This window comes from Blastocatellia bacterium, from assembly GCA_025055075.1.
Taxonomy (GTDB): Bacteria; Acidobacteriota; Blastocatellia; order HR10; family HR10; genus HR10.
Window position 1 is genome coordinate 18,855 of record JANWYV010000014.1, and the last position, 14,074, is coordinate 32,928.

Consider the following 14,074-nt stretch of genomic DNA (forward strand, 5'->3'; position numbering starts at 1 on the left):
AGGGAGGATTCCGGGAGCGCTGAGGGCGATCTCCCGCACGTTCGTTCGTCCGACCGCCTGAGCAGGAGAAGGCGCCGAACCATTGTGCGTCACCGCTGTGGCGCGACGGGACTGACAACCTTCGACCGTTCGCCGCGGGCGACCGTCAGAGCCAACGTCACGACGAGGGCCCCGAGGACAAGGGCGGGGAGCACGACGTTTCGACGCGCACGCCGTGGCTGTGGGGATTGCGGCGCCACCTGCGCGGTCCCCCCGTGCAAGAGGAGCGATTGGCCGGCCGAGAGTCTCAGCTCTTCACCTGCAGCGTGAATCATCACGGGGTTTTCTAGCGCGTCTACGCGAATGCCCTCGCCGCTTGTGGTGAGGCGATACCCATTCCCATACGGCGAGCGCACGCGCACGCCTTCGCAGATCACCTCCGTCGCCTCTCGCGCGCGAACGAGGATCTCTCCCTGCGCGAGTTCAATCGTCCATGTGCGATTCACCTCTCGCACACGCGCTTCGCTCTCCGGCAGCAAGGCGATCACTCCCGCTCCGGCTCGAAGCGCGAGGATCGCTCTGGCTTCGCGCGCCGTGCGAAGACTCGCCCCGTTGAAGACCGTGCTCCCGGAGGTCACCCTCACCCCATTCAGGAATACCGACCCATTGGCAATCACTTCCCCAATCGGGATATTTCGATCCCTCGCGAGGCGACTGGCCATCTCGGCCTTCAGGGTTAACGGGCGAGCTATTGAGAGCAAGAGGAGCAATGCGATCATCACCTTTCGCATCATCGGCCGCTGCCTCCGTTACACACGCCGAACGTGCCGTCGCTCGCATCCCTCATCCATCGGGCAACTCGCTGCGCAATGCCGATCGCGCGCGACGCCTCGTAGGAGAACCGACTCGCCCGAGAGTTCCCTTAGGCGCGCCGTATCACCGATGCGCTCGCCTCTCCGCGTCACGTCTTCGGCATGGTATTACGGACAGGGAAGGAAAGTCAAGGCGATCTTCGACGCGACCTCGCGCTCACCCTTTCCCCACATCGGCGCAGCGCGATCCGAAGAGGCGCCCGCGATCAACGGTGGGCTTCATCCACGCTTTCTCTCGGCGAGAAATTCGGCGAGGGCTTGGAGGAACGCGCGCACCTCTTCGACCGTGTTGTAGTGAGCGAGCGAAGCCCGCACGCTCTCCCGAACGCCGAGTTGCCGATGCGTTTCGACGGCATAATGATCGCCCCCGCGCACGGCGATGCGATGGCGTTGCCACAGCCATGTGGCGACCTCATCGCTCGTGTATCCGGCGACGTTGAAGCTGAAGGTCGGCTCCTTCACGGGATAGAACTCCGGCTCGCGAATCCCATAGAGCATCACCCCTTCGAGCGCGCGCAATCCCGGCGTTCCATCCACTCCATCGAGCATCGCCCGCACCAGTTCGTGCTCGTACTGGCGAATCGCCTGTTGTCCCAGCCGCACCCATTGGCGCCGGTCGGCTATCTCCGCGGTCGGAGAAGGAAAGCATTGGCGCCCCAGCCACGCGAGATATTCGACGACTTCGATGATCGGTGCGAAATCCGCCGGATTCCGAAAGCCCCATTCCCAACTCTCCGGCGGGCGCTCCGGAGCTGGAGCGAGTTTATAATGCGGGAGCTGGAGGATCGCATCGCTCGCATACGCCCAACTCAATCCGCGCTGAGCGAAGATCTTGTAGCTGGAGAAGACGTACGCATCGGCGCCCATGGCCTGCACATCCACAGGTCCATGAGGGATGAAGTGCACGCCGTCTACGATGAGCCATGCTTCGGGCGCCGCGCGATGGAGAAGATGGCGGATCTCCCGAAGAGGATTCTCCGCGCCGAGCACGTTCGAAGCGTGCGAGACGGCGACGACGCGCACGCGCGCGTCAGCGAGCGATTCCAAATGGTCGAGATCCACCGTGCCCGTTTTCGGATCGAAGCGCACGAGCTGAACGTCGAACTGCTTCGACGACAGAGAAGCCGCCATCGTTCGCCATGGGTCCACGTTAGCGTTGTGATCGGTCGCCGAGATGAGGATGCGGCTTCGATCCGGGAGCCCTGGGAGGATCGCTTCCGCGAGGCGCCGCAAGAGGGCCGTCGCCGATTCGCCGGTGAAGAGCTGTTCGGGGGAGGGAGCGTTGAGGAGATCAGCAACAGCCGCGCGCGCGTCGGCCACCACTTGATCCACCCATTGGGAGTCGGGAAAGGGGCCGCCGCCATAGGAGCTGAGGCGCGAGGCGCGCTCAATGGCCGCATGCGCTGACTTGAGCACCAGGCTCCCCGCTCCACTGTCGAAGAAAATCCTGGGAGTGCCCTGGTGATCTTCGGACACGTGCCAGAATTTCTCCCGAATCGCAGCGTGCAATCCATTCGAGAAGGGTGCGCGCATTTCTGTCCTCCTGAATCGCCGCATCCTGGCCGGATGCGAGAAGCGCCCCAATGACGCTGCCTGGTATAATAGGCGCGGGAAGAGAACTCCATGGGGGGCTTGTGAAGAGGAGGTCGCCATGCCGGCCAATCTGACGCCGGAATATCTGGAGGCTGAGCGAAAGTTCCGCGCGGCGACGACTCTCGAGGAAAAGCTCGCCGCCCTCGAAGAGATGCTCGCCACCATTCCCAAGCACAAAGGGACCGAGAAGATGCAAGCCGACATCCGTCGGCGCATCGCGAAGCTCCGACAGGAAGCGGGACGGCGGCCGAGCACGGCCCGACATAAGCCCTTCTATCACGTGGAGAAGGAAGGGGCCGGACAAGTCGTGCTTGTCGGTCCCCCCAATTCGGGGAAATCGTCGCTCTTGGCCCGCTTGACGCACGCCACGCCGGAGATCGCCGCGTATCCGTTCACGACGCGGCTGCCCATGCCGGGCATGATGGAGTTCGAGAACGTGCAGATTCAGCTCGTGGACATGCCGCCGCTCGCTCCTGCTTACACAGAGCCATGGATGTTGGCACTCGTGCGAAACGCCGATGCCGCGTTGCTGGTGTTCGATCTCGCCGATGACGATGTGCTCACGAGGATCGAAGAGACGCTGCTCCTTTTGGAACAGGCGAACATCCATCTCCGCTCGCTTTCGCTCGCCGATTCTTCCCCAGGGCCGGAAGGAGGACGGACATCGGCAGTCAAACGCGCGTTGGTTCTCGGCACGAAGCTCGATCTGCCGGGGGCGCGTGAGAACGTGGAGCTTGTGCGGGAGTGGCTCGGCGAGCGCTTTCGCCTGCTGCCCGTCTCCGCTCAGACGGGGGAAAATCTGGAGGCGTTGCGCCGCGAGGTTTACGCTCTGCTCGACATCATCCGCGTCTACACGAAGGAGCCAGGAAAGAAGCCCGACCTGACCGCTCCCTTCGTGCTCAAGCGTGGGAGCACCGTCGCTGACATCGCCCGCGCGATCCATCGGGACTTCGTCGAGCGCTTGAAGTACGCGCGCATTTGGGGGGTCGGGAAATTCGACGGCCAGCTCGTCCACCGCGATCACGTGCTCCAGGATGGGGACATCATCGAGTTGCACGTGTGACCTCGTGCGCTTCTCCTCATTGGCCGTCACCGCGATTCTTGTCGTCCTTGCCCCTGAAACTCATTCGGCTCGGACGCCGTCGCTGGGGTCGTCGAACGGATCTCCGGATGCCGAATGTACGCGCCCAGATGCGCCGTCCGACCAATCAGGATTCCCGCCGCGAGCGCGAGCACGAGGACGAACCATCCGTATCCTCGGGACCATGTCCCCGCGGAGCGAAAGCGCACCAGTCCCACAAGTGCGACCGCTCCCAGAACGAGCATGGTGATGAGCGTGGGCAAGGCCGCTTCCTCGTGCTCTTCAATGGTCGCTTCCGAGATGCCGGGCCATCCGTGGAGCATCTCTTCTGCCGGTTCTCCGCTTAAATAGGCGGGAAGCGTCAAAACGGCCATCAGCACGAAGACGCCCAGGCTGAGCGATCGCCACTCAGGCTTCTTCACGAGGGCCACGAGATACAGCACGATGCCCAACCAGAGGCCGATGACCGGAATGTGATTGAGCAGCAAATGCACATGCGCCGGATTCATCCTCCTCATCCTCCAGTTCCAGTCTCGCCGAGCATAGGGGAGAGTATAGCTCGATCGCTTCCGAAGCGGTCAAGCGCGCGCCGTCTCTCGGCGAGCTTCTCTTGCCCGCGCTTTCCCGATTCGCGTAGAATGCCTCTTTGCTCGGGAAGCTCTCTTCTCATGCGATGGCGCGGGAAGGGAGGACCAGAAGTGCGGCATATGCGAATCCTCGGTGTTGATCCCGGCAGCGAGACGACCGGTTACGGCGTCATCGAGACGGATGGCCGAACGCATCGGCTTGTCGAAAGCGGTGCCATTCGCCCTCCCCGCAATCGTCCGTTTGCGCAGAAACTGCTCTACATCGCCGAGCGCCTCCAGGACGTTCTAGATCGCCTTCGACCCGAAGCTGTCGCGTTGGAAGAAGCGTTCGCAGCGATCAATCCCAAGAGCGCCCTTAAGCTCGGCCATGTGCGCGGTGTCGTCTTGCTTTTGGCAGCGCGGATGGGCGTGCCCGTCTCCGAATACTCGCCCTTGGAAGTCAAGAGTGCGACCGTCGGATACGGTCGCGCTGAGAAATTTCAAGTTCAACGCATGGTGGCCGTCTTGCTCGATCTCCCCGAGGTTCCCGAACCCCATGACGTCGCCGATGCGTTGGCCGTCGCCATCTGCCACGCGCATCATCTGAGTGTTCTCCAGCGCTCCTCCGGGCCGCTTCCAACGCCGTCGTAATCCCATGGCGCTTCAGGGAGCCTTCTGATAGAATGCCCCTTTAAGGGCGAGACGAGGAGGATGAGCATGCGGGTACTCGATGTCGTTAAAGCGATCGCACAAGGGCTAGCGACGACCTTTCGCCATCTGCCGGATCGCGTGACGACGCAATATCCGGACGAGCCGGTTCGGTTGGAGCGAAGGTTTCGCGGTCAGCATATCCTGCACGTGGATGAGAACGGGCGCGAGAAGTGCGTCGCTTGCTTCCTGTGCGCCATTGCGTGTCCGGCCGATGCCATTTACATCGAAGCGGCGGAGGATTTGCGTCCCTATCCCGAGCGCATCGGCGTGGATATTCGCTACGCCCGCGTCTACGATATTGATTACGGCAAGTGCATCTTCTGCGGCTTTTGCGAAGAGGCGTGTCCCAAGGATGCGATCACCATGGGGCCGAATTTCGAACTGGCGTGGTATACGCGCGAGGACATGATCAAGCACAAGGAGGATTTGCTCATCACTCGCCAGCGCGTCTCGCCGCATTTGGAGATCACCTCGTAGAGACGCTCCTGGCTCTCCCTTCCCTGGCACGCGTCCGCGATCGAATGCGCGCTCACCGCGCGGTGCCATAGATCGGTTCCACTTCGTTCATCCATTCGGCCTCTTCCTCGTCGGATCGGAAATGCTCGAGCCATGCCGGTTCTTCGAGCAGATACCCGAGGCCTAGCGCGACCGACTCCAGGGGATTCTCCGCGCGAAAGATGGGAATGTTCAATTCTTGCTGAAAGCGCACGTCCAAATCGCGCAGAAGCGATCCGCCGCCCGTCAGCGTGATGCCCGTCGCGCACAGGTCGGCCGCCGTCTCCGGCGATATGCGCTCCAGCATGAGCCGCACGCCCTGAAGGATCGTCTCCACCGGCCCGTTCAGGACAGCGAAAACCTCATCGCTCGTGAGCCCGATTTCACAGGGCGCCCCCGTATGCGCGTTCTTCCCGGCGACGGCCATCTGCCGAACGGGCGTTCGAGGGAGCGCAGCGCCTAGGTTGATCTTGATCATCTCGGCCACTTGCTCGCCCACGATCACCCCATAGCGCTTCAGTACATAGTCGCTGATGGCGTGATCCATGGCGATGCCCGCTACGTTCAAGGAGTACGCGGCGATCAATCCCGATGCGGTGACGAGGCTGATGTCGGTCGTCCCACCGCCGATGTCCACGATGAGGCTCGCCTGGCCGTTGTGCGCGAGCGCTCCGGCGCCTAATGCCGCGGCGATTCCATCCTCGATGAGGGTCGTGTGAAAGCCGCCAGCCCGATGCGCGGCTTCTCGAAGAGCGCGCCGCTCGACATACGTTGAGACGCTCGGCGTGCCCAGGACCAGGCGCGGAAAAACCCATGCGCGCAATCGGTACCCGAGCGCTCGTTCCAGCAAGCCTCGCAACAACTTCTCCGCCAACTCGTAATCCGCAACGACGCCCGATCGAACCGGACGATGTACGGCGATCTCTCGCGGCTCGCGACCGAGCATGCTCAAGGCTTCGCGCCCAAGAGCAACGACGCTCCCATCGGCGCGATTCACCGCGATGGCCGTTGGCTCCGCGAGCACGATCCCGCGATGTCGCACGTAGATGAGCGTGTTCACCGTCCCCAGATCAACCGCCACGCTCGGCGCCAATGCATGTTCGATTCGCTCCCAGATCATCGTTCGCCTCCTCGCTTCTGTTCTTCACTGCCATCCGCTTAGATGCCTGTTCGGGAGATTCCGTTTCGGGAAATTTGTAAACCGGCTTTTTCAAGGCGCCGGAGCGCTCGCCGCCTTCCGAAGGACCCTTCGCGGAACACCGCCCGTCAGCTTGACACGCGCGCGCCGCGAATGCTATTTTCCCCGCCTCATCAGCGAGGCTCTTTCACAACGCGGCGGGTGCCCGGAGGGCCCGCAGGCATGAGGGCGCTCCGGGAGAATAGGGAAGTCCGGTGAGAATCCGGCACGGCCCTCGCCACTGTGATGTCCCGCATGGTCGGCACTCAAGCCACTGGCCGGTGACGGCTGGGAAGGCGCTGACCTGCTCATCGCGCGGATGAGCCAGGGGCTCAGTCAGGAGACCTGCCCGCTCGCGTGTGGCAGAAACTGGCGCGAGGTGACGCTGGGATGCCAACGTCAACGCGAGCTGTTCTTCTCCTTCTTGCGTCCCTCCTTTACTTGTGGGCTTGTCGTCCCCTCTCCTCGCAAGAAGGCGTACCGCGATCGGCGGAGCATCGGATCGTCACCGATGAGATCGGCCGGCGCGTGGCGATTCCCTCGCCTCCGCAGCGCGTGATCTCGCTCGCGCCAAGCGTCACCGAGATGCTCTTCGCGCTCGGCTTAGGGGAACGCATCGTGGGCGTGACCAGCTATTGCGATTATCCTCCAGCGGCGCGCGACAAGGAGAAGGTCGGCGATCTCCTCAATCCGAGTATAGAGCGGGTCCTAGCGTTGCGACCGGACTTAGTCATCGTCTCGACGGCGACGCAACTGGAGCGGTTTGCGCGACGATTGGAGGAAGTGGGCATTCCCCTTTACGTCGTAGATGCCGAGCGCGTCGAGGATGTTTTGCGTTCGCTCGGCAATCTCGGGGAGATCTTCGGTCGCCGCGAGGAGGCCGAACGCGTCGTGCGCGCGCTGCGGGCTCGCTTGGAAACCGTGCGCGCGAAGGTGCGAGGACGGCCGCGTCCGCGCGTCCTGATGGTCATTGATCGCGATCCGCTCATCGTTCCTGGGCGCGGCGCTTTCTTGACCGATCTCATCGAGCAGGCGGGCGGACAGTCCATCACCGCTGACGCCGAGCGAGAATGGACGCCCTACAGCCTGGAGACGGTTCTGACGCGCGCTCCGGAGGTGATCATTCTGCCCTCGCGCGAACGTACCACGCGACGGCGCGCTGATACGCATTGGCCGGAACTTGCGGCGACACCAGCGCTGCAGCATGGACGCGTCTATGCGATCAACAATGATCTGCTCTTCCGTCCTGGGCCTCGGCTCATCGAAGGGCTGGAGGAAGTGGCGCGCGTCCTTCATCCAGAGGCGTTCCGATGATTCGCCATCGTCCCACTTCTGCGACGGGCGCAGCGGCGGGTGAGCGTCGCGCCTTCTGGCGCGCGCTTTTTGAACGCGGACCGGCCACGCCGAAGAAAGTCGCCCTCGTCTGCGGGATGCTCAGCGTGTTGCTGTTGCTCAGTGCGGTGATCGCTCTTCACTTGGGAAGCGAGCCAGTGTCGCACGCGGTCGTCCTGGAGGTTTTGCGAACGCATCTGTTCGGCACCGCCCAAGAGCCGACCGTCTCCGAGATCATCGTGTGGCGCATTCGAGGGCCGCGCATTCTGTTGGGACTGGCCGCTGGCGCGGCGCTCGCCGTTGCCGGCGCTCTGCTTCAAGCGCTGCTCCGCAATCCCTTGGCCGAGCCCTATGTGCTGGGTATTTCCGGGGGAGCAGCTCTCGGCGCGATCCTCGCCGTTTTGGGGTTCGAGGAGGTGCCACTCATGCGCCCGTCGCTCGCCTTCGCTGGGGCTGCGCTGGCGACGGCGCTCGTCTACGCGATGAGCCGCAGTCGAGCGGGGATGTTCACCGAACGCCTCGTTCTCGCTGGGCTGATCCTAGCGACCCTGCTGTGGGCGACGATCGCGCTCCTGCTCGCTTTGGTGCCGGATTCTCGGTTGCGTGGACTCACCTTCTGGATGATGGGCGATTTGAGCGGAGGGGGGAATGGCTTGCTCCCAATCGTCTTCGGGATCGTTCTTGCGGCCATCGCCTTGGCGTATCGGCAGGCGCGCCGGTTGAACCTCCTCATGGTGGGGGAAGAGGAAGCACGAGTGCTCGGTTTGGACGTGGAGCGCGTGAAGACGGTGACGTACCTGCTGGCGTCACTGCTAGCGGGCGTGATCGTCTCGGTGGCTGGAGCGATCGGATTCGTCGGGCTCTTAGTGCCCCATCTGGTGCGCTTGTTGTGGGGGAGCGACAATCGGTTGGTGATCCCGGCGGCCGCGCTCTCCGGCGCGATCCTCGTCGTGCTCGCCGATGCCGCAGCGCGAACGGTGTTGGCCCCGCGCGAACTGCCCGTCGGCGCGGTGATGGCAGCGCTGGGCGCGCCGGTTTTCATTCTCCTGTTGCGGAGGGCATGAGCGATGTTCGAAGTCCGCGATCTGACGTTCGCCTATGAGCGGAGCGCTCGACCGGTACTCGTCGGGATCTCATTCGTCGTCGCTTCAGGGGAGCTGGTCGCCATCATCGGTCCGAACGGATCGGGAAAGACGACGCTGTTACGGTTGATGTGTGGACTCCTCCGCCCGCAGCGGGGTCAGGTGTTGTGGGATGGAAAACCCCTGACGCGGATCTCTCCCCGCGAGTTGGCGCAACGGCTCGGCGTCGTCTTGCAGGAACCGAAGGTCGGCTTCCCGATAACTGCGCTCGAATACGTCCTGCAGGCGCGGTTCCCATATTCGAACGGCTTCGGCTTCGAGGATGAAGAGGACGTGCGAATCGCCCTCTCGGCGCTTCGCCTCACGCGCGCGCTGGAGTTTTGGGACCGCAGGCTCGCCGAACTCTCCGGGGGCGAACGACAGCGCGTCATCCTCGCGCGCGCGCTCGCTGGAGAACCTCGCGCGTTGTTGCTGGATGAGCCGACGGCGAACTTGGATGTGCGCTTTCAAGTCGAGCTGTTAGCGCTCATTCGACAGCTCACGCGCGAACGGGGGCTCGCGGCGGTCTTCATCGCGCATGAGCTGAACGTGGTGGCCGAATTCGCCGATCGCGTCCTCCTCCTGAAGGATGGACGAGCGCTCGCCTTCGGTCCACCTCACGAAGTGTTCACCGAGGCGCTGCTCCGACAGGCCTTCGAGGCGGAGTTCCTCGTGGATCGCCATCCGCTGAGCGGGGCGCCGCGCATCACCCTCGTGGGACCGATCTCCAATCGCCGTCGCGATTCGTCGAGCGAAGATCCCGATCGTGCGGCGTCCACCTCAACGTTCGCGCTCCGACAGGAGCGCTGAATTCTCATGGGAGGGCAAGGAGATGAACAGGATGACGCTTTCGATCGTCGCATTGCTCATGGGCGGTCTTCTCGCCACGGGATCGCCTTTTTCACTCTTCGCCGGGCAACATATCGCTTCAACTGGCAGCGCGTTGGAAGGACGGATCACCGATCCGTTCGGTGCTGTCCTCCCAAGAGCTTCCGTGGTCCTCTTGCGCAATGGGCAGGAGGTCGCGCGCACAAGCGCGGACGAGAACGGACGGTACCGATTCGCGGGCTTGGCGAGCGGTCTCTATGACCTGCGGGTGGAGCACGAAGGGTTCGCGCCGCGCACGATCCCGAACATCTTCGTGCCCGCGCGTGCCGTGCGCGTTCTGGATGTCGTGCTCTCGGTCGGTCCACTGCGAGAGGAGATCGTTGTGACGGCGACGGCGACCGAAGTCCCCCAAGCTCAGCTCGGCGCTTCGATCGCCGTGCTGGATGAGAGCGATTTTCAACGCCAGGCGAAGGTGCACGTCCTCGAACTCCTTCGGACCATCCCGGGCCTCTACGTCGCGCAGACGGCGGGTCGCGGAGGTCTGACCAGCCTCTTCATGCGCGGTGGGAATAGCAGCTTCACGAAAGTGCTCCTCGACGGCGCTCCCATCAATCAGATTGGCGGCTTCTTCGACTTCTCCACGCTCGTGGGGACGCAGATCGAGCGGGTCGAAGTTATGCGGAATCCAAGTAGCGTCCTCTACGGGTCGGATGCCACAACGGGCGTCATCCAAATCTTCACTCGTCGGGGACAGGAACACGCGCGCATCCCTCTGTTCGGATATGCCATCGAGGGGGGAAGCTACAGCAGCCTGCGGCAGGAGGCGTCCCTGTCCGGGGTTGCTCGCACGTTCGATTACGCCTCGAGCTTCAGCCGCTACGATACCGACAATCACCTTCCCAATCACACCTACCACAACGGGACGTACGTGGGAAATTTCGGTTGGCAGCCGAGCGTCACGTCGGAGATTCGTCTCGTGCTGCGCCACACGGCGATGGGGCTCGGCACACCGAACGCGCTCGATTTCTACGGCATTCCCGATGATTCCTTCATGCGCGGGCGCGAGACCTACGTCGTCCTGAGCGGGCGGCATCAGACCGCGCGCCGTTGGCAGAACCAGATCCGCTTCTCCTCCGTTCACTCGATGAGTCGTTCCGTGAACCCGGCGCCGACGGGCGAACCTTTCAATCCCTTCGGCACTGGCTTCGTTTACCTCGGCGCTCCGGTCACCATCGTCGGCGGGAATGGGTTCCGCGTGCGGGGGCGCGCCATCCTGGATTTCGGGGGCACTTATCCGCGAACGTTTGTGACCGATACGGTGCGACAATCGCTCTTCGCGCAGTCGGACGTGCGCTTGGGAGAAACGCTCACCGGCACGTTCGGATTCCGGTACGAGAACGAGCGCGGTCGTTCGGGCGCGCGGCGCGTCTCTCGCGACAACTTCAGCTATTTCCTGCAGGGGCAGTATAATTGGGCCGCTCGATGGTTCGTGACGGCAGGCGTGGGCATCGAGGATAATGCCGTGTTCGGTGTGAAGGCGAATCCGCGCGTCTCAATGGCATATGTGCTCCGGCGCGGGGAGACCTCATCGTGGTGGAATGAGACGAAGCTACGGTTCTATTTCGGCACGGGCATCAAGGAACCAAGTATTTTCCAGGAGGGATCCTCGCTCTTCACCGTGCTGCGCAACCTGGGACCGTCGGGAGAAGCCTTGATCGCGCGCTTTCGGATCGCGCCGATTGGGCCAGAGCGCAATCGCGGATTCGACTTCGGACTGGATCAGGATTTCGCGCGGAATCGCGCGCGCCTCTCGCTCACGTTCTTCCACAATCGGTTCAAGGACGTGATCGAGTTCCTCTCGCGCTCGGCGCTCGTGCAACTTGGGGTTCCCGCGGAGGTCGCGCAGGCGACACCGTTCGGGGCGAACGTGAACGCGCAGACGTTCCGGGCGCGGGGGGCGGAGGTCGAACTCATGGCCGATTTCGGCTATGGGCTCATGGCGCGCGGGAACTACACCTACTTGGATGCGAAGGTCCTGCGCTCGTTCTCCAGCGATGCGTTGCGGCCTTCGTTCAATCGGGCGTTCCCCGGCATTCCCATCGGGGCTTTCGCGCCACTGGTGGGCGCGCGTCCATTCCAACGGCCGCCGCATACGGGAAGCGTGCTCGTCGCATGGGCGCGTTCGCGCTGGAGCGTAGCGGTCGTCGGATCGTTCGTCGGCCGCCGCGATACGAGCACGTTCCTCTCGGATCCCTTCTTCGGCTCTTCCATGTTGCTGCCCAATCGCAATCTGAATCCGGGGTATCAGAAGGTGGACGTGAGCTTGAGCATACGGCCGCACGATCGCCTCACGCTGGTGGCCGTCGTCGAGAACGTGTTGAATCAGCGATATACAGAGGTCTTCGGCTATCCCGCGCCGAAGCTCAACTTCCGCGCGGGCGCGCGATTGAATTGGGGTGGCGTCGCCGCCTGGCGGGACATCTTTCGGTAGGCCGACCATATGGGCACGAGGGCCCTCTATGACCACCGTTGAGCGCATCAAGGCCTTGGCGCGCGAGTCTCTCCGAGTGAAAGAGCGCTTCTTCGAAGCGCACGCGGAGGACGTCGCGCGCGCGGCCGAGCTGATGATCGCCGCGCTGCGCTCGGGCCGCAAGATCCTTCTTTTCGGGAACGGGGGCAGCGCGGCCGATGCTCAGCATATCGCCGCCGAGCTGGTCAATCGCTATCGGCGCGAGCGTCCGGCGCTGGCCGCTTTGGCGTTGACGACGGATACGTCTATTCTGACCTCGATCGCCAACGACGCTTCCTTCGAGGACGTCTTCAGCCGGCAGATCGAAGCCCTTGGGGAACCGGGCGATGTCGCCGTCGCCATCAGCACGAGCGGTCGCTCGCCCAATGTCGTGCGCGCGGTGGAAGTAGCGCGACGACTCGGCTTGCGCACGATCGGTCTGCTGGGGCGCGACGGCGGCCTCGTCGGACAGCTCGTGGACGTGCCGCTCATCGTCCCATCGGACGAGACGGCGCGCATTCAAGAGACGCACATCACGCTCGGCCACATCCTCTGCGAATTGATCGAGAGCGCCTTCAGCGACGCTTCCTGAGGAAGACCGCGTCGAACGCGCGGGATCCTCAGCGAACCGATGCCGCGATCGCGCAGCGTTCGATCCCTTGAAGGCTTGCGTGAGGCTGCCGAGTCGTCTATTTTTATAGCCCCGAAGACGAACGATGGCGATTCAGACCAGCGCGATTCGCTTAGAAGGCGTGACGAAGTGCTACGGCGCGGTCACGGCGCTTGAGTCCGTTTCCTTCGAGGTCGAGCGTGGAGAATTCCTCACGTTGCTTGGCCCTTCGGGCTCGGGGAAGACGACGCTCTTGCGGGTGATCGCGGGATTGGAACGACCGGATGCGGGGCGCGTGTATCTCGGTGGCGAAGATGTGACCGAGCTTCCTCCCTATCGGCGGCGCGTGCATACGGTCTTCCAGCAGTATGTGCTCTTCCCGCATCTGAACGTGTACAAGAACGTCGCCTTCGGGCTCGAGCAGAAGCGACTCTCGCGGCGGGAGATCGCGCGACGAGTCGGTGCGGCGTTGGAGTTGGTGCGGCTCTCGGGATACGAGCGACGATGGCCGCACGAGCTATCCGGTGGCGAACAACAGCGCGTGGCATTGGCGCGCGCGCTCGTGCTGGAGCCGGAAGCGCTGCTGCTGGATGAACCATTGGCGGCGCTCGATCTCCAACTTCGCAAAGAGATGCAGCGCGAGTTGAAACGCCTGCAGCGCGAGGTCGGCATCAGCTTCCTGTTGGTGACCCATGATCAGGAAGAAGCCCTGGCCCTCTCGGATCGGATCGCCGTGATCGCCGATGGGCGTCTGCAGCAGATCGGCACGCCTCGCGAAGTGTACGAGCGTCCGGAGACGGCTTTTGTCGCGACTTTCCTCGGAGCGGCCAACGTCTTGGAAGCCGAAATCCTGCACCGCGAGAACGGCGATGCGCTCTTGGGATTGTGCGGGCACACGGTGCGCGTGCCGCTCAACGGGCGGCGGATCGAGGGCTCGCGGGCTCAAGTGGCCATTCGCCCGGAGAAGATCGCTTTGCGGGCGCGCCCGCTGCGTCGAACGGATCTCGTGCAATTGGAGGGCGTCATTGAAGAGCGCCTGTATCTGGGCGAAGCCACCCATTGGCGCGTGCGCGTCGGCGAGCACTACGTCACGGTGACTGAGCCGAATCGCCCGGGCTCGAAGACCGACGCCTTCCGCGACGGGCAACGGGTCTTCCTCTGCTGGGCGCGCGAGAGCATCGTCGTCCTCTCTCGGTGAGG

The 14,074-nt window shown here is 63.4% G+C and carries 13 protein-coding genes and 1 riboswitch; of the genes, 9 read left to right on the forward strand and 4 right to left on the reverse strand.

Annotation, left to right across the window (positions count from 1 at the left end):
• Window positions 1-89 precede the first annotated feature (89 nt).
• Window positions 90-773 carry a hypothetical protein gene (locus NZ746_03775; GenBank protein MCS6816482.1) on the reverse strand — a complete coding sequence of 228 codons (684 nt, stop codon included), beginning with the start codon at window positions 771-773 and terminating at the stop codon, window positions 90-92.
• Window positions 774-1,070: 297 nt separating this feature from the next.
• Entirely contained in the window at window positions 1,071-2,384 is a 1,314-nt protein-coding gene (locus NZ746_03780) for an aminotransferase class V-fold PLP-dependent enzyme (protein ID MCS6816483.1), read from the reverse strand.
• Between the two features lie 118 nt (window positions 2,385-2,502).
• On the opposite strand from NZ746_03780, the gene NZ746_03785 reads away from it, so the two are divergent.
• Window positions 2,503-3,507 (forward strand): TGS domain-containing protein, encoded by a 1,005-nt coding sequence (locus NZ746_03785; protein ID MCS6816484.1) that lies wholly within the window; start codon window positions 2,503-2,505, stop codon window positions 3,505-3,507.
• 26 nt (window positions 3,508-3,533) lie between these two features.
• Here NZ746_03785 and NZ746_03790 read toward each other — a convergent pair whose 3' ends face one another.
• Window positions 3,534-4,034 (reverse strand): hypothetical protein, encoded by a 501-nt coding sequence (locus NZ746_03790; GenBank protein MCS6816485.1) that lies wholly within the window; start codon window positions 4,032-4,034, stop codon window positions 3,534-3,536.
• 198 nt (window positions 4,035-4,232) lie between these two features.
• Between NZ746_03790 and ruvC the strand changes: the two genes are divergently transcribed.
• Together ruvC and NZ746_03800 are read left to right on the forward strand one after the other, a co-directional pair.
• Window positions 4,233-4,742 (forward strand): crossover junction endodeoxyribonuclease RuvC, encoded by a 510-nt coding sequence (gene ruvC, locus NZ746_03795; protein MCS6816486.1) that lies wholly within the window; start codon window positions 4,233-4,235, stop codon window positions 4,740-4,742.
• Between the two features lie 60 nt (window positions 4,743-4,802).
• Window positions 4,803-5,279, forward strand: coding sequence for an NADH-quinone oxidoreductase subunit I (locus NZ746_03800; protein ID MCS6816487.1), 477 nt, complete (start codon window positions 4,803-4,805; stop codon window positions 5,277-5,279).
• A gap of 52 nt (window positions 5,280-5,331) precedes the next feature.
• On the opposite strand, the gene NZ746_03805 is transcribed toward NZ746_03800, so the two are convergent.
• Window positions 5,332-6,417, reverse strand: a complete 1,086-nt coding sequence (locus tag NZ746_03805; GenBank protein MCS6816488.1) for a rod shape-determining protein — start codon at window positions 6,415-6,417, stop codon at window positions 5,332-5,334.
• A gap of 200 nt (window positions 6,418-6,617) precedes the next feature.
• Window positions 6,618-6,842, forward strand: a riboswitch (cobalamin riboswitch).
• Between the two features lie 22 nt (window positions 6,843-6,864).
• Between NZ746_03805 and NZ746_03810 the strand changes: the two genes are divergently transcribed.
• From NZ746_03810 to NZ746_03835, 6 genes are all read left to right on the forward strand, one after another.
• Complete coding sequence (locus NZ746_03810; GenBank protein MCS6816489.1) at window positions 6,865-7,788, forward strand: cobalamin-binding protein; 924 nt, start codon at window positions 6,865-6,867, stop codon at window positions 7,786-7,788.
• Window positions 7,785-8,870, forward strand: a complete 1,086-nt coding sequence (locus NZ746_03815) for an iron ABC transporter permease (GenBank protein MCS6816490.1) — start codon at window positions 7,785-7,787, stop codon at window positions 8,868-8,870. The genes NZ746_03810 and NZ746_03815 overlap by 4 nt, the downstream gene beginning before the upstream one ends.
• A 3-nt stretch (window positions 8,871-8,873) precedes the next feature.
• Window positions 8,874-9,737 carry an ABC transporter ATP-binding protein gene (locus NZ746_03820; protein ID MCS6816491.1) on the forward strand — a complete coding sequence of 288 codons (864 nt, stop codon included), beginning with the start codon at window positions 8,874-8,876 and terminating at the stop codon, window positions 9,735-9,737.
• A 22-nt stretch (window positions 9,738-9,759) separates the two neighbouring features.
• Window positions 9,760-12,246, forward strand: a complete 2,487-nt coding sequence (locus NZ746_03825) for a TonB-dependent receptor (GenBank protein ID MCS6816492.1) — start codon at window positions 9,760-9,762, stop codon at window positions 12,244-12,246.
• A gap of 28 nt (window positions 12,247-12,274) precedes the next feature.
• Window positions 12,275-12,856, forward strand: a complete 582-nt coding sequence (locus tag NZ746_03830; protein MCS6816493.1) for a D-sedoheptulose 7-phosphate isomerase — start codon at window positions 12,275-12,277, stop codon at window positions 12,854-12,856.
• 124 nt (window positions 12,857-12,980) lie between these two features.
• Window positions 12,981-14,072, forward strand: coding sequence for an ABC transporter ATP-binding protein (locus NZ746_03835; GenBank protein MCS6816494.1), 1,092 nt, complete (start codon window positions 12,981-12,983; stop codon window positions 14,070-14,072).
• Window positions 14,073-14,074 lie beyond the last annotated feature (2 nt).

Bases quoted from the DNA above. Each gene is read 5' to 3' on its own strand.
- NZ746_03775 (MCS6816482.1), bottom strand. From the start codon at position 773: ATGATGCGAAAGGTGATGATCGCATTGCTCCTCTTGCTCTCAATAGCT.
- NZ746_03780 (MCS6816483.1), bottom strand. From the start codon at position 2,384: ATGCGCGCACCCTTCTCGAATGGATTGCACGCTGCGATTCGGGAGAAA.
- NZ746_03785 (MCS6816484.1), top strand. From the start codon at position 2,503: ATGCCGGCCAATCTGACGCCGGAATATCTGGAGGCTGAGCGAAAGTTC.
- NZ746_03790 (MCS6816485.1), bottom strand. From the start codon at position 4,034: ATGAATCCGGCGCATGTGCATTTGCTGCTCAATCACATTCCGGTCATC.
- ruvC (MCS6816486.1), top strand. From the start codon at position 4,233: ATGCGAATCCTCGGTGTTGATCCCGGCAGCGAGACGACCGGTTACGGC.
- NZ746_03800 (MCS6816487.1), top strand. From the start codon at position 4,803: ATGAGCATGCGGGTACTCGATGTCGTTAAAGCGATCGCACAAGGGCTA.
- NZ746_03805 (MCS6816488.1), bottom strand. From the start codon at position 6,417: ATGATCTGGGAGCGAATCGAACATGCATTGGCGCCGAGCGTGGCGGTT.
- NZ746_03810 (MCS6816489.1), top strand. From the start codon at position 6,865: ATGCCAACGTCAACGCGAGCTGTTCTTCTCCTTCTTGCGTCCCTCCTT.
- NZ746_03815 (MCS6816490.1), top strand. From the start codon at position 7,785: ATGATTCGCCATCGTCCCACTTCTGCGACGGGCGCAGCGGCGGGTGAG.
- NZ746_03820 (MCS6816491.1), top strand. From the start codon at position 8,874: ATGTTCGAAGTCCGCGATCTGACGTTCGCCTATGAGCGGAGCGCTCGA.
- NZ746_03825 (MCS6816492.1), top strand. From the start codon at position 9,760: ATGAACAGGATGACGCTTTCGATCGTCGCATTGCTCATGGGCGGTCTT.
- NZ746_03830 (MCS6816493.1), top strand. From the start codon at position 12,275: ATGACCACCGTTGAGCGCATCAAGGCCTTGGCGCGCGAGTCTCTCCGA.
- NZ746_03835 (MCS6816494.1), top strand. From the start codon at position 12,981: ATGGCGATTCAGACCAGCGCGATTCGCTTAGAAGGCGTGACGAAGTGC.